Source organism: Methyloparacoccus sp. NF-16 (assembly GCF_056880625.1).
Genome location: NZ_CP174130.1, coordinates 123524 through 146823, shown reverse-complemented (window position 1 = coordinate 146823; position 23300 = coordinate 123524). Strand labels below are relative to the sequence as shown.

The window sequence follows — 23300 nt, the reverse complement described above, 5'->3', positions numbered from 1 at the left end:
GAACGGGCCCTCCCGGGCGGGGGCATCCCCGTCATGGGGGCGCGGCGGAACCCGGCCGCCACGCGCCGGAAGGTGGGTCATGGCCTCGCCCCGCCGGGCAAGGCCCGGCATCAGGACGGCGGGTCCGGCGGCTCCAGCTGCGGGATCTCGTCGTCCTCCCGCCGGGGGTCACCGGGACCGAAAAAGCGCGACAGCCACAGTCCGGCCTCGAACAGGAACCACATCGGCAGCGACAGCAAGGTCTGCGAAATCACGTCCGGAGGTGTCAGGATGGCGCCGATGACGAAGGCGCCGACGATCACATAGGGCCGGTTGGCCGCCAGCGAGGCACGGCTGACGATACCGCTCCAGACCAGCAGGATGGTGGCGATCGGCACCTCGAAGGCGATGCCGAAGGCGACGAAAATGGTCAGGATGAAGTCCAGATAGCGGGAAATGTCCGTCATCATGGTGACACCGGCGGGTGTCGTCGCGGCAAAGAAGCCGAACATGAGCGGAAACACCACGAAATAGGCGAAGGCGATGCCGGCATAGAACAGCACGGTGCTGGCGATCAGCAGCGGCAGCACCAGCCGCCGCTCCCGCCGATACAGGCCGGGGGCGACAAAGGCCCAGGCCTGATAGAGCACCCAGGGCACGGCCAGCACCAGCGCCACCACCAGCGTCAGCTTGAACGGCGTGAAGAAGGGCGACGCCACGTCGATGGCCACCATCTGCGTGCCGGCCGGCATGTGCCTGAGCAGGGGCTCGGCCAGCAGCGCATAGATGTCGTTGGCGTAATAGGCGAGCGCGGCGAACGCCAGCCCCACGCCAATCACGGACCGGAGGATGCGATCGCGCAGTTCGATCAGATGGGCGATGAACGGCTGTTCCTCGTCCCGGTTGTCGGTCCTGCCCTCCCTGTCAGCCATGCCCGCCTCCCGCCGGCAGGGCAACGCGACCCCGGCACACGCGACCGTCACACGTCATCCCGGTCGCCGGCGACGGCACCCCGGTCAAACCCGCCAGGACCATGCCGGCTAACCCTTGTCCTGCGGGGGCTTGTCCGCCGCCTCGGCATCGGCGCGATGGGGCTTGTCGCCATCCTCGGCTTCGGTCCCGCTCATGGCGGAGCGGAAGCTGCGAATCGCCCCGCCCAGATCGCCGCCGATGTTGCGCAATCGCTTGGTGCCGAACAGGACCAGCACGATGGCGAAAATGATGAGCAACTCCCAGATTCCAATGCCCATGATGGCCTCGCAAAAATATCAGGATGAAAGAAAACGCCCCGGCTGCCGGGCTCCGCCGGCAACCGCCAGGGTGACCCTACAGACTAGCGGGCAATTATGACAAATCGCCGGGGCAAACGGCCCCTCCCGCAGCATCCGTCCCGCCGTCGCCAAATCTTCACCGACTCGTCAAGCGGCAGTCACCACACAGTCACATGCGGCCTCTATCTTCCGGGATTCCCGGCCGGTCACACAGCTCCAGCGGCCGGCACCGACCCCCCGCAACCCTGAAGCACGGAGATACCCATGGCCGAGCACGATGTCGACAGCATCTGCAACACGTCCGACAACCCCCACTTCGACAGCCTGGTCGAAATCGACCCGCGTCGCCGCGAACTCCTCAAGGGCGGTTCGGCCCTGGCGGTGGCCTCGTTCCTTGGCCTGCCGGGCCTGAGCTGGACGCCCAGAAGCGAGGCTTTCGACAGCCCGGCCATCGGCTTTGACGGCATCCCCGTCTCCAGCGAGGACGTGGTCAAGGTTCCCAGGAACCATGCCGTGCAGGTCCTCTACGCCTGGGGCGACCCCATTTCGAACGGCCCCGAATTCAGGCCGGATGCCAGCAACACCGCCGAGGAGCAGGAACAGCAGGCCGGCATGCATCACGACGGCATGCACTTCTTCCCGCTGCCGTACCCGATGCCCGGCCGCAAGGCCAGCTCCAGCCGCGGCATCCTGGCGGTGAACCACGAATACACCGACGATGGCCTGCTGCATGTCGGCGGCATGACGCCGTGGACGGCGGATAAGGTCAGAAAAAGCCAGGCGGCGCATGGCGTGTCGCTGGTTGAGGTCAAATCCACTGGCTCCGCCTGGGAGGTGGTGCGTCCTTCCCGCTACGCGCGCCGCCTGACCGCCTACACGCCGATCCGCATCAGCGGCCCGGCCGCCGGTCACCCGCTGATGCAGACCGCGGCCGACGCATCCGGCCGGGCAGCCCTGGGCACCCTCAACAACTGCGCCAACGGCTACACCCCCTGGGGCACCTACCTGACCTGCGAGGAAAACTGGAACGGTTACTTCTCCCTGGAAAATGGCACCCCCACCAGCCATCAGAACCGCTACGGCATCACCAAGGGCGGCTTCGGCTACCGCTGGCACGAGCACGACGAGCGCTTCCGCGCCGACCTGCACCCGAACGAGCCCAACCGGTTCGGCTGGGTGGTCGAGATCGATCCCTATGACAGGCGCAGCGTGCCGAGGAAGCGCACGGCGCTGGGCCGCTTCAAGCATGAGGGTGCCACGGTAACGCTGGCGAAGGACATGCGCGTCGTGGTCTACCTGGGCGACGACGAGCGCAACGAGTACATCTACAAGTTTGTCTCCGCCAACCGGTTCCGGCCGAACAACCGCCGGGTGAACGCGAACCTGCTCGACGAGGGCACCCTGTATGTCGCCAGGTTCAAGGCCGGTCATGTGCCCAGCGACATGGCCGGCATCGGCGAATGGATTCCGCTGGTCTGGGGCCAGAATGGCCTGACCCCGGAAAATGGCTTTGCCGACCAGGCCGAGGTGCTGATCAAGACCCGCCAGGCGGCCGACCGGGTCGGCGCCACCATGATGGACCGCCCGGAATGGATCGCCGTCGACGAAAACACCAAGGATGTCTTCGTCACCTGCACCAACAACAACCGCCGCGGCAGCACCCCCGAGTCGGCGAACCAGCCGGACGGCACGACCAGCGCCGGCTCCGCCAGGCCGCCCATCGACGAGGCCAATCCCCGCCCGGACAACCGTTTCGGCCACATCGTCCGCTGGCGCGAGCGCAACGGCGACCCGGCATCGGCGACCTTCACCTGGGATGTCTTCGTCCTCTGCGGCGACCCGACCCAGACCAAACCGGAGTACCGGGGCAACATCAACGGCGACGCCTTCGGCAGCCCCGATGGCCTCTGGGTCGACCGCGACGGCCGCCTGTGGATCCAGACCGACATCTCCACCAGCGTCGTCGGCAAGAACGAGTACGCCAACATCGGCAACAACCAGATGCTGTGCGCCGACCTGGAAACGCGGGAAATCCGGCGCTTCCTGACCGGCGTCAAGGGCTGCGAGATCACCGGCATCACCGAAACGCCGGACGGCACCTCGATGTTCATCAACATCCAGCATCCGGGCGAGCCGGACAGCGAGAAGAACGATCCGGCCACGCCGGAAAAGATCAGCTCCTGGCCCTTCTCCCAGGGCTATGGTCCCAAGGGCCGTCCGCGCGCCGCCACCATCGTCATCCGCAAGGAAGACGGCGGCGTGATCGGCACCTGACGGCAACCCTCGCCCTCCGACCCATCGGCGAACGCGGGGCAGCCAGCCCCGCGCTTCCCTCGCGGACACCATCGGCACGCCCGGCCACTCCGGGCGCGGGCACCGACCGCCGGCGCCACACGCCGCAACCGTCTCTCAACACACCACAGGAACACGCCCATGTCTTCCCGCAAAACGACGCTTGCCGCCGCCCTGGCGATGGCACTGGCCGGCATCCAGGCCAGCGTTGCCCAGGCCGGTCTGTTCGATCGCCCCGGCACGCTGCCACCGCCATTCGCACCGGTTGTCAATGGCCGCCAGTTCGAGCGCATCGCCACCCTGCCGGTTTACCGGAACACCGATGCCAGCCAGGTGAACGCCGCCGAGATCCTGGACGTCAGCCAGGATGGCCGCACGCTGATCTACACCGACAGCCCCGGCGAACGCATCGGCTTCGTCAACATCGCCAATCCCGCCGATCCGCGAGTGGACGGCGTCATGCCGGTGGGTGGCGAACCGACTTCGGTGGCCATCACCCGGCGTCATGCGCTGGTGGGGGTCAATACCTCGCCCAGCTTTGCCTCGCCCTCCGGCAAGCTGGTTGTCGTCGACCTCAAGACCCGCGCCATCCTCGCCGAACTGGACATGCAGGGCCAGCCCGATGCCGTCGCCATCAGCCCGGATGGACGCTATGCCGCCGTGGCGGTCGAAAACGAGCGTGACGAGGATGTGAACGACGGCGACCTGCCCCAGCTACCCAGCGGACACCTGATGGTCGTCGACCTCAAGGGCCAGCCCGGCAGCTGGACCACCCGCAAGGTGGCGCTGAGCGGGCTCGCCGGCGTCGCGCCGGAGGATGCCGAACCCGAATATGTCGACATCAACCGCCGCAACATCGCCGCCGTCACCCTGCAGGAAAACAACCACCTGGTGTTCGTCAACCTGCGCGACGGCAGGATTCTCAATCACTATCCCATGGGCACGGTCGATCTGGACCGGATCGATACGGTCGAGGACGACGTGATCCGTCTGACCGGTTCGCTCAAGGGGGTTGCCCGCGAGGCCGACGCCGTCACCTGGATCGACGACATGCACGTGGCGACGGCCAACGAGGGCGACTGGCGGGGCGGCAGCCGCGGATGGTCCGTGTTCAACATGATGAGCGGCCTGGTGCAGGATGCCGGCAACCGCTACGAGCACATCGCCGTTCGCCATGGCCACTATCCGGAAAGCCGGTCGGAAAACAAGGGCAGCGAGCCGGAAGGCATCACATTTGCCCGATATGGCCTGGACGGCTTCCTGTTCGTGGGCTCGGAGCGCGGCAATTTCGTCGCCGTTTACAGGACGAGCCCGACGGGAGAGCCCAGATTCGTCCAGTTGCTGCCGACGACGGCCAGTCCCGAGGGCCTCAAGGCGATTCCCGAACGGAACCTCTTCATCGCCGCCTCGGAACTGGATGATCGGGAGATCGGCCTGCGCGCCAGCATCAACATCTTCCGCTTGCAGTGGGGCCCGGCCAGCTATCCGACGCTGGTCTCGGAGGACGATGCCAGCGGTACGCCGATTCCCTGGAGTGCGCTGTCCGCGCTGGCGGGCGACAGGAACAATCCCAACCGGCTCTACAGCGCGCACGACGCCTATTACAAGGAACCCAAGCTCTACACCCTCGACATCAGCAGCCGGCCGGCACGCATCGTCTCGGCCGTGACGCTGACCAACTGCAACACGTGCGACTACGATATCGAAGGTCTGGCGCAACGGGCCGACGGCGGCTTCTGGCTGGCCTCGGAAGGCAACAACAGCCGCAGGAACCTGCTGATCCGGGCCAATGCGGCCGGCGTGGTCGAGGAGGAAATTACCTTGCCCGACAGTCTGGACGCCAAGAAAACCACCAACGGCTACGAGGGCGTGGCCGTGGTCGGCTCGGACAAGGACGAGCAGGTTTACGTCGCCTTCCAGCGCGAATGGAAGGACGACGACAAAGGCTACGTCAAGATCGGCCGCTACACGCCGGCCAGCAAGAGCTGGGCCTTCTACCGCTACCCGCTGGACCCCGCCGCATCGCCCGCCGGCGGCTGGGTGGGACTCTCCGAGCTCACCTACCTGGGTAGCGACCGCTTTGCCGTAATCGAGCGCGACAACCAGCGTGGCGACAATGCTGCCATCAAGAAGCTCTACACCTTCTCGGTGGCCGGCATCGAGCCGGTGGCGCGTGGCGGCAGCCTGCCCACCCTCACGAAACAGGCCGCCCTCGATCTGCTGCCGGTGTTGCAGGCGCCCAGGGGCTGGGTACAGGACAAGCCCGAAGGGCTGGCCCTCAGCGCCGGCGGCCGGGTATACATGGTCACCGACAACGACGGCGTCGACGACTCCACCGGCGAAACCCAGTTCCGCGATCTGGGTTCCCGGCGGCGGGTCTTCGGTTTCTGAGACACCCGACAAGCCTGGCTGACGAACCGCCCGGCCGGTAACGGCCAGGCGGTTTGCCATCGGGTACCCGAAAAATTCAGATGACGGCGACAACCCTGTCCGGCTACCGCTCCAGATGCTGGTGAATTGATCGAAGGTGCGGGTATTCCGGCGCGAGCCAGTGGCACTCGACGGCGTCGGGATGAGGACGGATTCCCCATCCGCGACAACGCCGGTCCGCCCATGTGCCGGACATGCGCATGGCCGGCATGCCCGGCGCCCAGCCTGTCGACCGGCGATATTGCCGGCCCGCCCGCTGCGGCGATGCAGCTATGCGCTAGGGCTGCTGCTGGCCGCCGCCGGTCTCGCTGTCCTGCCAGGGCGTCACGCGCAGATCGTTGAGGCGGTAGCGATATTCCTCGATCCGGTTTTCCCGGGCGACCGAGCCGATGCCGGTCAGCGGCTCGGCTTCCTTGAGGTTTTCCCAGAAGCTCTGGTTGTTGAAATTGTCGAGGATCTCCCGGTTGACCCGGATCAGCTGCTGGTTGCGCTGGGTGCACTGCTCGATCCAGCGGCCGCGCTCCTTGACCGCGTTCACCAGCAGGGCGTTGTCGTGCTGGTGGTTGCGCACATCGCCGCCGAGCTGCTGTATCTGCTCGCGGGCCTTGTCCATCTGCTCGGCGCAGTGTTTCTTGAGGTTCTCGTGATTGGTCTTGAGCACCTCGTTGTTCTTCTTCAGGATTTCGTTGTTGTGCTGCAAGGCCGTCAGCAGGTCGGTCTTCTGCTTGAGATCGGCCTGCAGCTGCTGGTTCTCCTTGAGCTTGGCGTCCAGCGCCTGCTGGGCGTCCTCCAGCGCCTTGGCCGTCTCGGCCTGCCGGGCTTCCAGCTCGGCCTTTTCCTGACTCAGCTGGCGGAGCATGCCCTGGGCCTTGTTGAGGGTCTGGACAATATCGGGATCGCCTTTCTTGGCGGCCTCGGCCGGCCCGAGCAGCACCGCCAGCACGGCCATCGCCACCCAGCCGCGAGCGAAGGGCGGACGGCGGACGCCCGCCACGATGGCGGCCCCGGCCGGACCGGGAATCGGATTGCGCTTCATGCTTGAGTCAGGTCAGAAACGGGCGTTGATGTCCGCCAGCAGGACATCGACGTCATAGGTGGGACCGGTGATGACGGAGCTGGACAGCCAGCGCAGGTTGGCCCAGATGTTGTTGGCCAGGCCATAGTTGACGCCAATGACATAGCCCTTGGCGTTGGTCCCGGACAGGTGGAAGTTGGAATCGGTCCAGGCATCGAACACCGCGTCGCGCTCCAGATACTTGTAGGCCACCCAGGCATTCCAGTCGCCCAGCCGCAGCATGTCGGGACGGCCGACGTCCAGGCGCACCTGCCAGGCATCGGTCTGCGGCTCGATATCCCGGCCCAGGCTGTTGTAGATCTGCTCGCGGTCGAAGCCCAGGTTGTTCGAATAGTTGCCGGTCAGCAGGATATGGTTGGGCGCGAAACCGGTGTAGTCGTACTGGGCGATGATGTCGAGGACATCGAAGCGCGAGGCCAGGCCCACCAGGCGCGGCGCGTCGAGCGGCTCCAGGTCGTTGCTGATCTGCGCCAGGCTGTTGCCGAAAGTGAAGAACTGCGGCGCCGTCCAGTCGTTGACGGTGCTGCCCGGCGGATTCAGGCGCGCCTGGGTGTTGTGGAAGCTGTAATAGGACACGCCGGTCTTGAGGCGTGAGTCGGTGTAGAACAGCCAGTCGAAGCCGGTCTGTCCGGCCGCCATCCACTTCCAGTCGGCGTTGAAGGGCGTCTCCTGCAGCGGGAAGAAACCGCCGGTCAGGTAGACCTCGTTCGGCTTGGTGAAGCCCTGGTTCAGGTTCTGGAACCACAGCCGGCCCGCCGTGTTGGGCGCGTTGTAGCCGCGCAGCTCAGGATCGTTCATGTCGCTGAAGGGGAAGCGGAAGGTGCCCGAGAAACCCTCGAAGTTGAGATCCTGGTCGAACATGTTGTCGGTGCTGAACCAGGGGTTCGGCGTGCGCCCGCCCCACAGGCTGAACCAGTCGTGACCCTCGTCGTCCAGATAGTCGTACTGGAGGAAGGCGCGATCCAGCGCGACCTCCCATTGCTCGCCGGTCTGGCCCATGGTCTGGTTGGTGGTGATGGGGCTGCGGTCGTTGCTGGTCGAAAGCCGCACGTTGGCTTTGGCGCCTTCGACCAGCTGGGTCTCGAAACCGAAGCGGACGCGCGCCCGGAAGCGTTCGCGGTCCTGGGTCGTGTTCAGGAACGGATTGGGCGTATTGGCCAGGCCGCCGCTGGCATTGATCAGGGGCCAGTTGAAATAGGCGTTCGGCACGTTGTTGGCGCCGAACAGCTGATCCTCGAAGCGCAGGCGGATATCGCCATAGGGCTTGATCCTGCTGACCCACTCCGGCAAGGCAGCCGGGATGCCCCACTTCTCGTTCCTGGCCTCGGCCTTGACCTCCTTCACCACCTCGTCCTTGAGCTGCTTGCGGACATCGGCACGGATCTCGTCCTTGACGAAGTCCGGCACGTAGGTCACGCGCACGGGCCCCTTGCCAGGCGCGCGGGTGGACGGCTCGTCCGGCAGGTTGCGCATGGCGACGGCGGAGCCCGCGCCGGCGGCCGCGGTCCGGCCTTCCGCGGGTTCTTCCCGGCGGGTTTCGGTCCTGGCCTCGTCGGCGGCCTTCTGCTCGGCGCGTTTCACCATCACCGCCGCCTTGTTCTTGTCCAGCACGCCCTGCTCGACCAGCATGTCGATCAGGTTCAGGGTGGTGTTGCGCAGCTTGAGCAATTCCTCCTTCTCGGTCGAGGCGCCGGCCTCCGTCGAACCGCCCAGCGCCAGGGTGATGCAGAGACCCAGCGCGGAGCGGCGGGTCATCGGTGATGCGGCCCGTCGGGCCGGGATGTGCTTGCTCATGGAATCACTCGAACGATGGGGAAAACCTGGCGCGCGCCGGATGGGCGCGTCAGGTGCGGATGCGAATCTTCAGCGGCTGCGGCATGCGCTCGGGCGGCGGCTTGAGCCGGCCATGAATCTGGGCGATGGCCTGTCTCAGGGCCTCGTCGATCTCCGCCGTGCCGCTGGAATTGGCCAGCTCCACCCGGGTGATCTCGCCGTTGGGGCTGATCCAGACATGCACCACGGCCGAGTACCTGTTGGCGCGGGCGCGGTCGCGCAGGCTGCGATCCAGCTCGCTGGTCAGCTCGCGCTGGACGTGCTGGCCGTACCAGATGATGGCGTTGCCGCCCCCGCCACCGACCAGGCCGGCACCGCCCTTCCGGCCGACCAGCCCGAAACCGTCGCCGCCGGCACCGCCGTCGGCATCCACGCCAAGCTGATCGCCCGGTGGCGCGTCGGCGGGTTCCGGCTCCGGCTCGGGCGTTTCCGGCTCGGGTTCGGGCTCCGGTTCCGGCAGCTTTTCCTCCTTCACCTCCGGCGGCTTGATGTCCGGCTTGGGCGGCGGCGGTGGCGGCGGACTGGGCGGCTGCACCACGGTGATCTGCTGCACCTGTTTCTTCGTCTGCGCCGGCCTCTCGAACAGGTCCCGGAACACATAGGCGAGCACCGCCACGATCAGCACCAGCACCAGGCCGGCGATCCAGGGCAGGTTCTTGAGCAGAAACCGGTGTTTCATGCGCCACGCTCCCCGGTGCCCGGTGCGGGTCCGGCCATGTCGGCAGTGGCGGCGGCAAGGACTCTCATGGCAGCGCTACTTGACGAGCTTCTGCGTCACCAGGCCCAGCTGCCCGATTTCCAGGCGCGTCACCACGTCCAGCACCTCGACCACCTTCTGGTACTGGATGCTGGCATCGGCCTTGATGACGACCGGCAGGTCCGGCGTCGCCGCCTTGTACTGCGCCAGGCGGGTTTCCAGCTCCGCCAGGGTGACCGGGTAGGTGTCCAGGTACAGGGTGCCGTCCTGGGTGATCGAGACCGCCTTGGTCTTGGGCTTGGCCAGGCTGGGACTGCTGCTGGCCTTGGGCAGGTTGACGGTGATGCCCTGCACCGTCGCCGTCGTCATGATGATGAAGATCAGCAGCAGCACATAGGCGACATCCAGCATCGGGGTGATGTTGATGTCGTCGTAGATCTTTTCTTCGGAATCGACCTTCATGGCTTACTCCGCGCGGCAGCGGTCGGCGGCCCGCTCGGCGATCATGGCCAGGAACTCGTCGGCGAACACGCGCATGTCGGCGATCACGTCCTTGATCTGCACCGTCAGGTAGTTGTAGGCAAACAGCGCCGGGATGGCGACGGCGAGGCCGGCCACGGTGGCAAGCAGGGCCGCGGCGATGCCGGGCGCGATCGCATTGATGTTGACGTCGCCGGTGGCGGCGATGACCGCGAAGGTGATCATGACGCCGACGACCGTGCCGAGCAGGCCCAGGTAGGGGCCACCGGCGATGGCGATGGAGAGCAGCACCATCTTGCTGTTGAGCCGCTGGGTTTCCCGCACCAGGATCGCGTCCAGCGCCGTCTGGATGACGTTCAGCGCCTCCGGCGACAGCGGCCTGCTGCCCTTGCCGAGCCGCTTGTTCATCTCGCGGATGCCGGTGTGGTAGAGGTGGTAGAGCGGCGAGCTCTGGTAGTGGTCATGGCTGCCGGCGATGGCCTGGAGGAAATCGGATTCGCCGAGCTCCCTGTCCTCCTCGGTCTCCTCCTGGTCCAGCGCGGCGAGATCGGCGTCCACCGACAGCCGCGCGTAGGCGTCCAGGAAAGCCTGGTTGTCCTTGCGCACCCGGCGCAACACCACCACCTTGATGGCCATGACCACCACCGCCATCACGAACATGATGCCGGTCAGGCCGATGACCACCCAGCCATCGATGGTGACGTTCTGGATGATGACGCCGAAGGAGCTGTCGCCACCGGCATCCTGCCCCTCGTCGCCGCCCATGGTGACGACGGTGTAATCGGGACTCTGGCTGCGGGCGGCGATCTTCAGCCAGTCGACCGAGCGGGCGACGGTGGCAACCTGCACCTCGTCCAGCAGGCCGGTGAGGAAGCTGCCCCCGGCCAGCCCGCCCAGCGTCAGGGTCGGGTTCATGGGCGCCGCCGCGACCGGCACCTCGGAGACGTTGGCGCCATCCACGAACAGTTCCAGCTTGTCGGCCCGCAGCACCACGGCGACATGCCGCCACTGGGCCGGTGCCGCCAGCGGCGCCGGTGGCGTCTCGACCGAACCGCCGGCGGCGGTGGTGTAGCGCGCCACCAGACCGACCGGGCGCACCATCAGCTCGATCGCCGACTGCGTGTCCACCGCCTTCATCACGTGCGCCTCGGCCTGGGGCGGCTCCGCCTTCAGCCAGGCGCTGAAAGTCCAGCCCTTGGCAGGATCGATGGCCAGCGCTGGCGTCGGATTGACGGTGATGACGCCGTTGCCGGCGAACCGGGCGGCGGCACCGATCCAGCCGCCGGTCTCGTTCGCCGCCGTGGAACTGGCCGCGTGGTTGTTGTTGGCGGTCGCGTCCTGCGGCACGGGCTGGGTCTCGTCGAAGTGATAGACCAGCGCCATGCCGTCGTCGTAGACGCCCTGGCCACTGTCGGGCGGCGCGGCATCCTCGTTGCCGTAATACATCATGAACTTGTCGGTGGTGGCGCCGCCCTGGACTTTCGGTGCCCGCACCCAGATCAGGGCCATCTCGTTGACGGCGTCGTACTTCTCGACCTGAAACTTGAGCGGCGTCTTGTCGTCGGCCATGAAGCGGATGTCCTTGCCACCCTCCGCCAGCTCGCTGAAATAGCTGAAGTTGCCCGCGTGCAGACGCACCAGTACCGGAAAATCGACCAGCGTCTCCTTGATGTCCGCGCCGGTGATGCTGGCATCGACGGAGATCTCCTTGCGCGACTTCCACTCGTCGTTCCACCAGGCCAGGGCAAGACTCGGGGGCAGCAGCGCCAGCAGAAAAACCAGGCAGTAAAAGCGTCGGCTCATGTTCGGAGACTGATCGGTAAGGGTTAAGGCCGGGCATTATGTGACCGCCCTGTTACAGGAGGGTGAAGCGCAGGTTACGAGTCGATGACAGCTTGCCACCATCGCTATATACCATGACATATATTGAACCAGCCGATCCCGCCATGGGTAGCCCAGGATCGGCTGCCAGGACCCTGGCGACCAGCCGATGCCCTCTGCCCCGCAAGCAGCGCGGGCAGTCAGCGCCTTGTTATCAGGAAAAGGAGTTCGGTCCGAGAAGCGGGATACCGGGACATGGCGCGCGCCGACAGGGCGGGGAAGCGGCCACCAGCCATCGCTATTAATAGAGCCTTATATCAGTACGGACGACGATCCGGCCGTCATCGCCGACGGGGGCCGGCACTGGTCTTCGCCAGGATGAGGGGTGGCGACAAACGCCGGCTGCGGTCGCCAGGACCGGGATACCCATGAGCCCGATCGCTGGTCGATGACGCCGCAATGCCGGAAAATCGGCCAGTCCCGGCACGTAAAATCCAGCATCCGCCAGGAGAAACCTGGCGGCGCAGCGAGCCTGGGCCAGCCGGCCGCCGAATCACGCGCGGGGAAGAACAAAAGGAGGGTCGCCGTTGACAATACTGCAGCTTCCGACGTCGCATCGGAGCCAGTACTTTGCCTGGCTGCTCGCCCGGCGTGCCGCGGGCGACTCCGTGGAGTCGCTGACTTCGACCCTGGTCGATTCGCAAGTCGATCGGAATCCCCATCAGGTCGAGGCCGCGCGCTTCGCTTGCCGCAACCTTCTCTCGCGTGGCGTGATCCTCGCCGACGAGGTGGGTCCGGGCAAGACCATCGAAGCCGGCTTGGTCATCTCGGAGCGCTGGGCCGAACGGCGACGGAAGGTGATCGCTTCCGGCACGCACGCGATTGCGGGTGCGCTGGAAGCGAGCACAGCGGCCTCGCGGGCATCGAGCTGGGACGCCACGAATTACCCCGCCGCTCCGGCGACGCGCACCTCTACCGCATCCATCATCTGCTGGCGCGATGGGGAATCGAGCAGGCCAAGGCTCGGGCACTCGACAGGGCGCGTCTCGTCTTCGACCACAACGCTCACGGTGCAAAGATCAGCACGCTTGAAGCCTGGCGCGGCGAGGCCGGATGGCTCACCGTGAAGCTGATCTCGGTCGAGACACCCGGCAATCAGGAGCAGCATCTGCTGATTGCCGCATGCACGACCGACGGCGTCGCACTCGCGGAAGAAGACCCGGAAAAACTGCTGCGCCTGCCCGCGACCACGCAAGCAGCGAGCCTGTTCAACGCCCCTGATGACCCCTTGCCGGCCGACGTGGAAGCCCGCAAGACCGCACTCCTGCGCGACGTCAACCAGTGCAACCTCGGCTACTTCGAGCAGGAAGTCCAGAAGCTGGATGCCTGGGCGGACGACCTGAAGCTGGGTCCGGAGCAGGAGATCAAGGGTGTGCGCCGCACCACCGCGACCTCGCCGGCGCTGGAAGAAAAACTGTCATGGCAGAAGAAGCAGCGCGAGCTGGAAGGCAAGCGCAGCACAACGACTTGATCAGTCAGTTTGAAGTGCAACTCCAAGAGCAGGTCGAGGAGCGCACGTTGTTTACCATCGAATGGGAACTGCTATAGGAAGGTACCGCACATGGCCGCAACCAACTTCAGGACCGAAAACAACACCTTTCGCAAACTTATCGGCAATGGCTTGACCTACCGCATCCCGCGCTTCCAGCGCGACTACAGCTGGACCAGTGACGAGTGGGAAGACCTGTGGGCGGACATTCTTGCCACCTTCAACCCAGATGGAGAGTCTTCTCATTACATGGGCTATCTCGTCCTGCAGTCCGCGGATGACAAGACTTTCGATGTCATCGATGGCCAACAGCGCCTGACTACGCTCAGCCTGATCGTGCTGGCTGTCCTGAAGAATCTCCAGCGCCAGATCGAAGCCGGCAACGAGGGGGATGCCAACACCCAGCGTATCAACCAAATCCGGCAAACCTATATCGGCTATCTCGATCCGGTGACCCTGATCGCCCGGCCAAAACTCGCCCTGAACCGCAACAACAACGCCTACTACCGCGACTACCTCTTGCCGCTCGGGCACTTGCCCAGACGCAACCTGCGTGCCTCCGAGCATTCCTTGCGCAAGGCGTTCGAGTGGTTCGACAAGCAGATTGCGACCTACCTCAAGGCACGCACTGGCAACGAAGGAGCGCGCCTGGCGCAACTTGTCGAGGACATCAGCGACAAGCTGTTCTTCACCGTCATCACGGTCACGGACGAGCTGAACGCTTACAAGGTTTTCGAGACTCTGAATGCGCGTGGCGTGCGTCTGTCCGCCACCGACCTGCTGAAGAATTACCTATTTTCCGTACTCGATCGCGGCGGCGAGTCCGACCACGAATTGCACAGTCTGGAAGAACGCTGGGAGTCGCTCGTCGGACGGCTGCAATCGGAAAACTTTCCCGACTTCCTGCGCGCTCACTGGAACAGCCGGCGCAATTTTGCCCGGCAAGCCGATCTGTTCAAGACCATCCGCTCGAAGATCATGGATCGCGAAGCCGTTTTCGGTCTGCTGCGCGGCATGGAAGAAGACCTCGACACCTACCTGGCATTGACCTCGCCGGAAGTCTCGGACTGGCCGCCCGAGGACAAGCACAACGCCGGCGTACTCAAAACCTTCCGGGTACGTCAACCCTACCCATTGCTGCTGGCCGCACGGCGCAGCTTCGACGCCAGCAATTTCTCCGGCTTGCTGCGGGCGACTGTGGTCATTTCGATGCGCTACAACGTCATCGGCGCCTTCGGCACAGCCGAGCAGGAGCGCACCTACAACACCGTCGCCGAGCGCATTGCCAAGGGGGAGCTGCGGGAGCTATCCGATACGTTGTCAGCGATGCGGAGCATCTATGTTGAAGACCGGGCGTTTCGCGCGGCATTCGCCGAAAAAATCATCCGCACCACCGATTCGCGCAATAACCGTGTGGTGCGCCTCATCCTGTGCGCGCTGGAGCGGCAGCTCTCCGGCAACGACCACAGCTTCACCAGCGACGCTTTCAACATCGAACATATCCTGCCGCAGCACGCCCCCGATGGCTGGGGCGGATTCAGCAACGAAGAGATGGATGGCCTGCTGTATCGGCTGGGCAACATGACCCTGATGCAGACGGGTGCCAACCGCGACGCCAGCAATGCCGACTACGCCGCCAAACGGCCTGACTATCAGCAAAGCGGATTTGTTCTGACGCAGAAAGTCGCCGTGGACAACGCCGAATGGACACCCGAACGAATTGCGGTACGGCAGAACTGGATGGCCGACCAGGCCACCGCCATCTGGCGCATTGCCCAATTGAGTTGATCAGGACGTATTGATGAGCAACAAACAAAAACTGGAACTCACCTGGATCGGCAAGGAGAAGCGGCCGAAGCTGGAGCCGCGCATCCTGCTCGAAGACCCGGAGAAGTCCTATCACGCCAGGCATCGCGTGTCGGACAACGACATCTTCGACAACCGGCTGATCTTCGGCGACAACCTGCTCGCGCTCAAGGCGCTGGAGCAAGAGTTCACCGGGAAGGTGAAGTGCATCTACATCGATCCGCCGTACAACACGGGTAGTGCGTTTACTCACTATGAAGATGGTCTTGAACATTCCATCTGGCTTGGCTTGATGCGGGACCGGCTGGAGATAATCAAGCGTTTGCTACACCCGACTGAACGGCCCCGGGTTTTGAGGAGGCTCCAACACTTGAGAAGATGGAGCCATGAACAAGTCAACAAAGTTCTCACCCGAGGTGCGCGAGCGCGCTGTGCGCATGGTGCAAGAGCACCGGGGCGACTACCCGTCGCTGTGGGCAGCCGTGGAATCGATTGCGCCCAAGATTGGCTGCGTGCCGCAGACGCTGCTGGACTGGGTCAAGCGCGAGGAAGTCGATGCCGGCCAGCGTGATGGCCTGAGCAGCAGCGAGCGCGAACGCCTCAAGCAACTGGAGCGTGAGAACAAGGAGCTGCGCCGCGCCAACGACATCCTCAAGGCCGCCGGCGCGTTTTTCGCCCAGGCGGAGCTCGACCGCCGTTTGAAGAGCTGAAGCGCTTCATCGACCAGCACCGCAACATGTTCGGGGTCGAGTCCATCTGCCAGGTGTTGCAGATGGCCCCGTCGTGTTATTGGCGCCACGCGGCCCGCCGGCGCCGGCCTGAACTGCGCAGCGCCCGCGCCCAGCGTGACCAGGCCCTTGCGGCTGACATCCAGCGCGTGTGGCACGCCAACTGGCAGGTCTACGGTGCCGACAAGGTCTGGCTGCAGATGAACCGCGAAGGCATCCGGGTGGCGCGTTGCACGGTCGAGCGGCTGATGAGGCGCCTGGGGCTGCAGGGCGCGCGTCGAGGCAAGAGCGTTCGCACGACCACGCCAGATGCAGCAGCGCCGTGCCCGCTGGACCGGGTCAATCGGGTGTTCAAGGCCGAGCGTCCCAATCAACTGTGGGTGTCGGACTTCACCTACGTCAGCACGTGGCAGGGCTGGCTGTACGTGGCCTTCGTCGTCGACGTGTTTGCCCGGCGCATCGTGGGCTGGCGCGTCAGCCGCACCATGCAGACGGACTTCGTGCTTGATGCGCTGGAGCAGGCCCTGTACGAGCGTCAGCCCGCTGCCAATGCCCTGGTGCACCATTCGGACAGGGGGTCGCAATACCTGTCCATTCGGTACACGGAACGCCTGTCCGAAGCCGGCATCCGACCCTCGGTCGGGAGCAAGGGCGACTCCTACGACAACGCGCTGGCCGAGACCATCAACGGGCTGTACAAAGCCGAATGGATTCACCGCCGGGGCCCCTGGAAAACCAGGGAATCCGTGGAACTGGCCACCCTGCAATGGGTGCATTGGTTCAACCACATCCGACTGCTCAAGCCGATTGGGGGCATCCCTCCGGCAGAAGCTGAGGCAAACTACTGGCGGCAACTCGCCAGTGAGGCCGCCACATCGGCCTCAACTTAAACCAACTGGCCTCCTCGATACCCGGGGCCGTTCAGACAGATGGTTCGCTTTGGGTCTCTATTGACGACTACGAAGCTCCATATCTTCGTGTTCTATTGGACGAGGTATTTGGGAGACGGTGTTTTATAGCATCCAATGTCTGGCAGAAGCGCTATTCACGCGAGAACCGAGAAGCGATCGGCGATGTTCATGAGTACGTTCTTACCTATGCAGTTGATCCTGTGACGTTTAAGGCGATCCGAAACAAGGTGCCGCCAACACCCGAGCAAACGAAGGTCTACCGAAACCCAAATAACGATCCGAAGGGCCCTTGGCGTCCAATTCCAATGACGGCTCAAGAGGGGCACGCCACGAAAGAGCAGTTCTATGAGATCGTCTCACCTTCAGGTGCAGTTTTCGTTCCACCTAAAGGTCGATGCTGGGGCTTGAGTAAAGCCACGTTTGAGCGCCTGCGCGACGAAGGTCGCATCTATTTTGGAAAGAACGGGGATTCCCAGCCAAATGTAATCCGCTATCTCTCGGAGGTCGAGGGGTACGTTCCTTGGACATGGTGGCCGCATGATGAGGTTGGGCACACCGACGAGTCAAAGAAGGAGATTCATTCGTTGTTTGGGAAGGTTGATGCGTTCGATACGCCTAAACCTGAGCGACTGATGAAACGAATAATTGAGATCGCCACGAGCCCAGGCGACCTCGTCCTCGATTCCTTCGCCGGCTCCGGCACGACCGGCGCCGTCGCCCACAAGATGGGCCGCCGCTGGATCATGGTGGAGCTGGGCGAGCACTGCCACACGCACATCATCCCGCGCCTGAAGAAGGTCATCGACGGCGAGGACGCGGGCGGCATCAGCAAGGCCGTCAGCTGGCAGGGCGGCGGCGGCTTCCGCTACTACCGCCTCGCCCCCACGCTGATCGTCAACGACCGCTGGGGCAACCCGGTCATCAATCCGGAGTACAACGCTGCGCAACTGGCCGAAGCGCTGGCCAAGCTGGAAGGCTTCAACTACGCGCCGTCAGAAACGCACTGGTGGCAGCACGGCCACTCCAGCGAGCGGGATTTCATTTTTGTGACCACGCAGAACCTGTCCGCCGAACAGTTGCAGGCGCTGGCCGACGAGGTGGGCACGGCGCGCAGCCTGTTGGTGTGCTGTTCGGCCTTCCGGGGGGTGACGGCGACGCAGGCCGCCGAGCGCTGGCCCAACCTGACGCTGAAGAAGATCCCGAAGATGGTGCTGGCCCGCTGCGAATGGGGCCACGACGACTACAGCCTGAACGTCGCCAATCTGCCGCTGGCGCAGCGTGAACAGGCCGAGCCCGCCGCCATGGACGGGAACCTCAAGAAGACCAGGGCCAGGACAGCGGCGCTCGCTCACGCCGGACAGGGCGGCCTGTTCGAGGAGGAGGCATGAACATCGAACACCTGCTGGAGCGCATTCGCTTGGGCGAAGACTCCACCTTGGAACTGAAAAGAGTGGTTCTGCGTCCGGACGGCAAAGTCTCCGACCCGCACCCCGACGGGCTGTCGGATGAACTGGCAGCGATGGGCAACGCCGCCGGCGGCCTGTTGATTCTGGGTGTCGACGACAAGCGCCGGGAAGTGGTGGGCGTTCCGCCCGAACAACTCGACCGGCTGGAGGCGTGGCTGGCGGCCATTTGCACCGACCGCATCAAACCGCCGCTCGACGTGGTGACGCGCCATCTGGCACTGCCCGATCACGCTGGCCAGCGGCGCCCGGTCATCGTGGTGGAGGTGCCCAAGAGCCTGTGGGTGCATCAAAGTGCCAACGGCTACTTCCGTCGCGTGGGACACGCCAAGCGGGAACTGCCGCCGGATGCGCTGGCGCGCCTGTTCCAGCAACGCAGTCAGGCGCGCTTGATCCGCTTCGAGGAGCAGGAGGTTCCCGATTGCACCTTCGACGATCTCGACGCCTTGCTGCTGCGGCGCTTCGTCAAACCAGAAGAAGGCGACGCCGCCGCCCAACTCGAACGCTTGCACCTCTTGCATCTGCGTGATGGGCGGTTTGTGCCGACTGTGGCTGGCGTGCTGCTCGGCACGCTGAATCCGGCACGCTGGCTGCGCAATGCCGAAATCATTGCCGTTGCGCACTCGGGCCGCAGAACAATCCCGACGATCAGATCGATGGGCTGGAAATTACCGGCCCGCTGGATCGGCAGATTTTCGATGCCCTGCATTTCGTCCGTCGCAACATGGTGACGGCGGCACGAAAGCGCCTGGGGCGCATCGACTATCCCCAATACCACCTGGATGCGGTCTTCGAGGCGATTGTCAACGCCGTGGCGCACCGAGACTACTCGCTGCACGGCCGACGGATTCGGCTGTTCATGTTTTCCGATCGCCTGGAAATTCATTCTCCCGGCGCCTTGCCGAGCACCTTGTCCCTGGCATCCATGACGCGCCTGTCCGTGCCTCGCAACGAGATCCTGGCCAGTTTGCTCGCACGTTACTACCCGGTCGACGATCCGGCGCTGGGCAAACGCTTCCTGATGGACCGCGGTGGCTTCGGCGTTGAAATGATCCTGCGGGAAAGCGAGAAATTTTCCGGAAAGAAACCCTTGTATGAGGTCATCGACGATCTGGAGCTGTGCCTGACCATCTACGCCCAGGCCATGTCGGAGGGCGCTGCATGAATGCCCGTGTACTGAACGCCATCAGCGGCCGGCTCTCGCTGCGACCGCCGCAAGCTGAATCCCTCGCCAGGTTGGGGCGTATGCTGCAAGCCGCGCCCGAACTGCTGGACCATGAGGGCGCCATCGAAGGGCGCAATCTCCCGGCAATTCTTGCAACGCTCAAGGCTGAACTCCCTACCTTGGAGGACTTCGAGCGCGAATTTCCATCGCTGTGCTTCGCGCTGGCCACGGGTGTGGGCAAGACGCGCCTGATGGGCGCCTTCATCGCCTACCTGCATCTGGCGCACGGCATCAACAACTTCTTCGTGCTGGCGCCCAACCTGACGATCTACAACAAGCTCATCACGGACTTCACGCGCAATACGCCGAAGTATGTGTTCAAGGGCATTGCCGAGTTCGCCCAGCAGCCGCCCTTGATCATCACCGGCGACAACTACGACCAGACCGGCGCGGCGGTGGATGAGCAGTCGATGGGCTTCGCCCACGACGTGCGCATCAACATCTTCAACATCGCCAAGATCAACTCCGAGGTGCGCGGCGGCAGGGAGCCACGTATCAAGCGCATGCGCGAGGTGCTGGGCGACAGCTACTTCAACCACTTGGCCAACCTGCCGGACCTGGTGCTGTTGATGGACGAGTCGCATCGCTACCGCGCGCAGGCCGGCATGCGGGCCATCAACGAGCTCAAGCCGCTGTTTGGCCTAGAGGTGACGGCCACCCCGTTCGTGGAGTCCGGCAAGGGGCCGGTACCGTTCAAGAACGTGGTGATGGACTATCCGCTGGCGCGGGCGATGGAGGACGGCTTCGTCAAGGAGCCTGCCGTGGTGACCCAGCGCAACTTCTCGGCATCGGCGCACGCGCCGGAAGAGGTTGAGAAGATCAAGCTGGAGGACGGTGTACGGCTGCACGAAACCACCAAGGTGGAGTTGCTCACCTACGCCCGCGAGAACGGTGTGCCGGTGGTCAAGCCCTTCATGCTGGTGATTGCGCGCGATACCACGCACGCGGCGCAGCTCAAGGCACTGATCGAATCCGCGGCCTTCTACGCGGGCCGGTACGCGGGCAAGGTGATTCAGGTCGATTCCAGCCGCACCGGCGCGGAAGAGGAAGCGATGATCACCCGCCTTCTCGCCGTGGAGCGCGTGGATGAGCCGACCGAGATTGTCATCCACGTCAACATGCTCAAGGAGGGCTGGGACGTGACCAACCTCTACACCATCGTGCCACTGCGCGCCGCCAATGCCCGCACCCTGATCGAGCAGTCCATCGGCCGCGGACTGCGCCTGCCCTACGGCCAGCGCACGGGCGTCGCGGCGGTGGATCGGCTGAACATCGTGGCGCACGACAGGTTCCAGGAGATCATCGACGAGGCCAACCGCGGCGACTCGCCGATTCGCCTGAAACAAGTGATCCTGGAAGCACCGAGCGCCGACGACAAGAAGATGAGCGTACGAGTCGGCTCGGTCGCGATGACGCGCCTTGGCCTCTTCGGAGCGCCGACCATCACGACCCATCCAGTCAGTACCGTAACAACACCCGAACGTGCAGCACCTGCGCCAGTATTCACTACGGAGCGCGAGCGCCAAGCGGCGCGTGCGGTGATGGACGTGATCGGCAAATACGAACTCAGGCGAGACCTCGTGCCGACCAGCCATGCGCTGCTCAGCCCGGAGGTGCATTCGGCCATCCTGGCGGAAGTGGCCGAGCGGCTGAGGCCTGTCCAAGGTGACTTGCTGGCCGGGACGGACGATGGGGTGCCTGCGCTCGACCTGCTGGCTGTGGTGTCCAGGACCACCGAGATCGTCGTCCAGCACACCATAGACATTCCGCAAATTGCCGTGGTGCCGACGGGCGACGTCACCACCAGCTTCCATCCGTTCAAGCTGGGTTCGCTGCCCAATTTCCAGCCGGGTCAGCGCGAGATCGTAGGCCAGGTGCTACGCACCAATCATCAGTTCACGATGAGCCGGGAGGCGGGCATCAGGGAGCAGCGCTTCGAAGACTACATCGTCAAGAAGCTGATCGACTTCGACGACATCGACTACTTCACCCAGTCGGAGCTGCTCTACGACCTGGCCGGTCAGGCGGTAGCCCACTACCAGGCGCAGAACTACTCGGAAAACGAACTGCACGAAGTGTTCGACACCTATGGCGCGGAGCTGGCCCGCCTGATCCGGGCCGAGATGATGGCTCACTTCTGGGAAGCGGCCACCGAGTACGAGGTACAGATCAGTCGCGGCTTCACAGAACTGAAGCCGTGCCACTACACGGCGGTCGAAGGACAGACGGCGCACAACTATCGTGAAACGGTGACCGAGCTGGGCAAGATCAGGCAGATGCTGTTCGGCGGCTTCGCCCGCTGCCTGTATCCGCTGCAGAAGTTCGACTCGGATACCGAACGGCGCTTCGCCATCCTCCTGGAACGCGATGCCCTGAAGTGGTTCAAGCCCGCGAAAGGTCAATTCCGCATCTGCTACAGGCTGGGTGCCGAACAGCCGGAATACATCCCGGATTTCGTGGCCGAGACGGACACGGCCATCCTCATGGTGGAGACCAAGGCGCGCGGCGACATCAACCGCCAGGAAGTGCAGGCCAAGGCCGCGGCAGCCGTGCAATGGTGCAAGCACGCGTCGGCATTCACGGCGAGTGTCGGCAGCAAGCCGTGGAAGTATCTGCTGGTCCCTCACGACGAAATCCAGGAGGCCATGCGGCTGACGGACCTGCTCCGCCTTGAAGTGAAGGATTGACCGCCAGGCGACAGCGGAGATACCGGAACCAGCGGCCGGCTCGGGGTGTCTTCGGGACGGCCCCCATCATCCGGGAGCGGGGCAAGCGGTCATGGCAACGGGCAACGCCATGCGCCGGATGCGACCGTGCCCCGCGGATCGGCCCGATCGGGCCGCGGGCAGGCCGGCGCGGACCCTTCAGGTTGCCGTCACACACCTCGGACAGATCGCCATGAAAACGGTAGCAAACCTCATGATGGGCCTCGGCATGCTGATGCTGATCGGCTACGCCATCATCGGCTGGAAAAACGGCGGCGGCTGGGTCCATTCACCCTTCGTGATGTTCCCGGCCGGCCTGGTCCTGGTGACCGGCGGAGCCATCGCCCGCTTTCTCCTGCCGCGGATGTAGGACTGCGCGGGCGGGGACTTTTCGCGGTCTCGCCGGTCTACCCGGGCGGGCAACGACAACCGGAGGACCCATGAAAAGACAACGTCAAGCCGCGCTGCTGCTGATGCTGGGCGGCGCCTGGCAAACCTGGGCGGCGACCGATCCATGTCCCGCGCTGCTGTCCTATTCGGCCGAGCCCTTGCAGGGCGGCGCGCCGGTCGATTTCTGCTCCGCCTATCGCGGCAAGGTGATCCTGGCCGTCAACACGGCCAGCCAGTGCGGCTACACGCCGCAGCTCAAGGGCCTGGAAACCCTCTACCAGACCTATCGCGCGCGCGGCCTGGTCGTGCTGGGCTTCCCGTCCGGCGACTTCAATCAGGAACACGACAACCCGGCGGATACCGCCCGCGTCGCCATCGGCGATTACGGCGTCACCTTTCCGCTGTTTGCCAGCAGCGCCGTATCCGGCGCCAGGGCCAACGGCTTCTTCAAGGCGCTGGAGCAGGCCTCGGGCAAGGCGCCGCAATGGAATTTCCAGAAATACCTGATCGACCGGAAGGGCAAGGTCGTGACGGTGTTCCCGGCACAGGTGGCACCGGATGACCTGCTGCTGCGCGGCGCCATCGAAGCGGCGCTGGCGGAGTGAACATCGCGCCTGCCGGCGTCGCCGGCGACCCTGTGGCAGC

The 23300-nt window shown here is 64.5% G+C and carries 19 protein-coding genes, 1 pseudogene and 1 other annotated feature; of the genes and pseudogenes, 13 read left to right on the top strand and 7 right to left on the bottom strand.

The window, feature by feature from the left end:
* Positions 1-110: 110 nt before the first annotated feature.
* Positions 111-911 (bottom strand): twin-arginine translocase subunit TatC, encoded by an 801-nt coding sequence (gene tatC / locus ACH5N8_RS00665; protein ID WP_460027274.1) that lies wholly within the window; start codon positions 909-911, stop codon positions 111-113.
* A 108-nt stretch (positions 912-1019) separates the two neighbouring features.
* A complete protein-coding gene (tatA, locus tag ACH5N8_RS00660; RefSeq protein ID WP_460027275.1) occupies positions 1020-1229 on the bottom strand; it encodes a twin-arginine translocase TatA/TatE family subunit in 210 nt (69 codons plus the stop codon).
* A 285-nt stretch (positions 1230-1514) separates the two neighbouring features.
* Between tatA and ACH5N8_RS00655 the strand changes: the two genes are divergently transcribed.
* Together ACH5N8_RS00655 and ACH5N8_RS00650 are read left to right on the top strand one after the other, a co-directional pair.
* Complete coding sequence (locus ACH5N8_RS00655) at positions 1515-3524, top strand: PhoX family protein (RefSeq protein WP_483282105.1); 2010 nt, start codon at positions 1515-1517, stop codon at positions 3522-3524.
* A 159-nt stretch (positions 3525-3683) separates the two neighbouring features.
* Positions 3684-5933, top strand: a complete 2250-nt coding sequence (locus ACH5N8_RS00650; protein ID WP_483282104.1) for an esterase-like activity of phytase family protein — start codon at positions 3684-3686, stop codon at positions 5931-5933.
* 316 nt (positions 5934-6249) lie between these two features.
* Here the strand turns inward: ACH5N8_RS00650 and ACH5N8_RS00645 are convergent, their stop codons facing one another.
* From ACH5N8_RS00645 to ACH5N8_RS00625, 5 genes are all read right to left on the bottom strand, one after another.
* Positions 6250-7008 (bottom strand): hypothetical protein, encoded by a 759-nt coding sequence (locus ACH5N8_RS00645; protein WP_483282103.1) that lies wholly within the window; start codon positions 7006-7008, stop codon positions 6250-6252.
* Between the two features lie 12 nt (positions 7009-7020).
* On the bottom strand, positions 7021-8841 hold the full coding sequence (locus ACH5N8_RS00640; protein ID WP_483282102.1) for a putative porin: 1821 nt from the start codon (positions 8839-8841) through the stop codon (positions 7021-7023).
* Positions 8842-8890: 49 nt separating this feature from the next.
* Positions 8891-9559: a TonB family protein gene (locus ACH5N8_RS00635; protein ID WP_483282101.1), complete on the bottom strand. Its 669-nt coding sequence runs from the start codon at positions 9557-9559 to the stop codon at positions 8891-8893.
* A gap of 75 nt (positions 9560-9634) precedes the next feature.
* On the bottom strand, positions 9635-10039 hold the full coding sequence (locus ACH5N8_RS00630) for an ExbD/TolR family protein (RefSeq protein ID WP_460027281.1): 405 nt from the start codon (positions 10037-10039) through the stop codon (positions 9635-9637).
* A gap of 3 nt (positions 10040-10042) precedes the next feature.
* Positions 10043-11860 (bottom strand): DUF2341 domain-containing protein, encoded by a 1818-nt coding sequence (locus ACH5N8_RS00625; protein WP_483282100.1) that lies wholly within the window; start codon positions 11858-11860, stop codon positions 10043-10045.
* A 605-nt stretch (positions 11861-12465) separates the two neighbouring features.
* Here ACH5N8_RS00625 and ACH5N8_RS00620 point away from each other — a divergent pair.
* From ACH5N8_RS00620 to ACH5N8_RS00570, 11 genes and pseudogenes are all read left to right on the top strand, one after another.
* Positions 12466-13005, top strand: coding sequence for a hypothetical protein (locus tag ACH5N8_RS00620; protein WP_483282099.1), 540 nt, complete (start codon positions 12466-12468; stop codon positions 13003-13005).
* Positions 13002-13409, top strand: a complete 408-nt coding sequence (locus tag ACH5N8_RS00615; RefSeq protein WP_483282098.1) for a hypothetical protein — start codon at positions 13002-13004, stop codon at positions 13407-13409. Before ACH5N8_RS00620 ends, ACH5N8_RS00615 begins: the two co-directional genes overlap by 4 nt.
* A 90-nt stretch (positions 13410-13499) precedes the next feature.
* Complete coding sequence (locus ACH5N8_RS00610; protein WP_483282097.1) at positions 13500-15215, top strand: DUF262 domain-containing protein; 1716 nt, start codon at positions 13500-13502, stop codon at positions 15213-15215.
* Between the two features lie 13 nt (positions 15216-15228).
* Positions 15229-15561: pseudogene (locus tag ACH5N8_RS00605) on the top strand (site-specific DNA-methyltransferase); the annotation flags it as partial.
* A gap of 58 nt (positions 15562-15619) precedes the next feature.
* Positions 15620-16851, top strand: a protein-coding gene (locus tag ACH5N8_RS00600; RefSeq protein ID WP_483281862.1) for an IS3 family transposase whose coding sequence is annotated in 2 segments (ribosomal slippage) — positions 15620-15911 and positions 15911-16851 — 1233 coding nt in all. Because the reading frame shifts where the segments join, the coding sequence is not laid out codon by codon here.
* Positions 15898-16014 (top strand) — a sequence feature (AL1L pseudoknot). It overlaps the preceding gene by 117 nt.
* Entirely contained in the window at positions 16836-18260 is a 1425-nt protein-coding gene (locus tag ACH5N8_RS00595; RefSeq protein ID WP_483283158.1) for a site-specific DNA-methyltransferase, read from the top strand. The genes ACH5N8_RS00600 and ACH5N8_RS00595 overlap by 16 nt, the downstream gene beginning before the upstream one ends.
* Complete coding sequence (locus ACH5N8_RS00590) at positions 18257-19066, top strand: AlbA family DNA-binding domain-containing protein (protein ID WP_483282096.1); 810 nt, start codon at positions 18257-18259, stop codon at positions 19064-19066. Before ACH5N8_RS00595 ends, ACH5N8_RS00590 begins: the two co-directional genes overlap by 4 nt.
* Positions 19060-19500, top strand: coding sequence for an ATP-binding protein (locus ACH5N8_RS00585; RefSeq protein ID WP_483282095.1), 441 nt, complete (start codon positions 19060-19062; stop codon positions 19498-19500). Before ACH5N8_RS00590 ends, ACH5N8_RS00585 begins: the two co-directional genes overlap by 7 nt.
* Positions 19497-22247 (top strand): DEAD/DEAH box helicase, encoded by a 2751-nt coding sequence (locus tag ACH5N8_RS00580; RefSeq protein WP_483282094.1) that lies wholly within the window; start codon positions 19497-19499, stop codon positions 22245-22247. The genes ACH5N8_RS00585 and ACH5N8_RS00580 overlap by 4 nt, the downstream gene beginning before the upstream one ends.
* Positions 22248-22458: 211 nt before the next feature.
* Positions 22459-22635 (top strand): hypothetical protein, encoded by a 177-nt coding sequence (locus ACH5N8_RS00575; RefSeq protein ID WP_483282093.1) that lies wholly within the window; start codon positions 22459-22461, stop codon positions 22633-22635.
* Between the two features lie 70 nt (positions 22636-22705).
* A complete protein-coding gene (locus ACH5N8_RS00570) occupies positions 22706-23260 on the top strand; it encodes a glutathione peroxidase (protein WP_460027288.1) in 555 nt (184 codons plus the stop codon).
* Positions 23261-23300 lie beyond the last annotated feature (40 nt).

Coding starts and splice junctions, on each gene's coding strand:
- tatC (WP_460027274.1), bottom strand. CDS start 911: ATGGCTGACAGGGAGGGCAGGACCGACAACCGGGACGAGGAACAGCCG.
- tatA (WP_460027275.1), bottom strand. CDS start 1,229: ATGGGCATTGGAATCTGGGAGTTGCTCATCATTTTCGCCATCGTGCTG.
- ACH5N8_RS00655 (WP_483282105.1), top strand. CDS start 1,515: ATGGCCGAGCACGATGTCGACAGCATCTGCAACACGTCCGACAACCCC.
- ACH5N8_RS00650 (WP_483282104.1), top strand. CDS start 3,684: ATGTCTTCCCGCAAAACGACGCTTGCCGCCGCCCTGGCGATGGCACTG.
- ACH5N8_RS00645 (WP_483282103.1), bottom strand. CDS start 7,008: ATGAAGCGCAATCCGATTCCCGGTCCGGCCGGGGCCGCCATCGTGGCG.
- ACH5N8_RS00640 (WP_483282102.1), bottom strand. CDS start 8,841: ATGAGCAAGCACATCCCGGCCCGACGGGCCGCATCACCGATGACCCGC.
- ACH5N8_RS00635 (WP_483282101.1), bottom strand. CDS start 9,559: ATGAAACACCGGTTTCTGCTCAAGAACCTGCCCTGGATCGCCGGCCTG.
- ACH5N8_RS00630 (WP_460027281.1), bottom strand. CDS start 10,039: ATGAAGGTCGATTCCGAAGAAAAGATCTACGACGACATCAACATCACC.
- ACH5N8_RS00625 (WP_483282100.1), bottom strand. CDS start 11,860: ATGAGCCGACGCTTTTACTGCCTGGTTTTTCTGCTGGCGCTGCTGCCC.
- ACH5N8_RS00610 (WP_483282097.1), top strand. CDS start 13,500: ATGGCCGCAACCAACTTCAGGACCGAAAACAACACCTTTCGCAAACTT.
- ACH5N8_RS00590 (WP_483282096.1), top strand. CDS start 18,257: ATGAACATCGAACACCTGCTGGAGCGCATTCGCTTGGGCGAAGACTCC.
- ACH5N8_RS00585 (WP_483282095.1), top strand. CDS start 19,060: ATGGTGACGGCGGCACGAAAGCGCCTGGGGCGCATCGACTATCCCCAA.
- ACH5N8_RS00580 (WP_483282094.1), top strand. CDS start 19,497: ATGAATGCCCGTGTACTGAACGCCATCAGCGGCCGGCTCTCGCTGCGA.
- ACH5N8_RS00575 (WP_483282093.1), top strand. CDS start 22,459: ATGAAAACGGTAGCAAACCTCATGATGGGCCTCGGCATGCTGATGCTG.
- ACH5N8_RS00570 (WP_460027288.1), top strand. CDS start 22,706: ATGAAAAGACAACGTCAAGCCGCGCTGCTGCTGATGCTGGGCGGCGCC.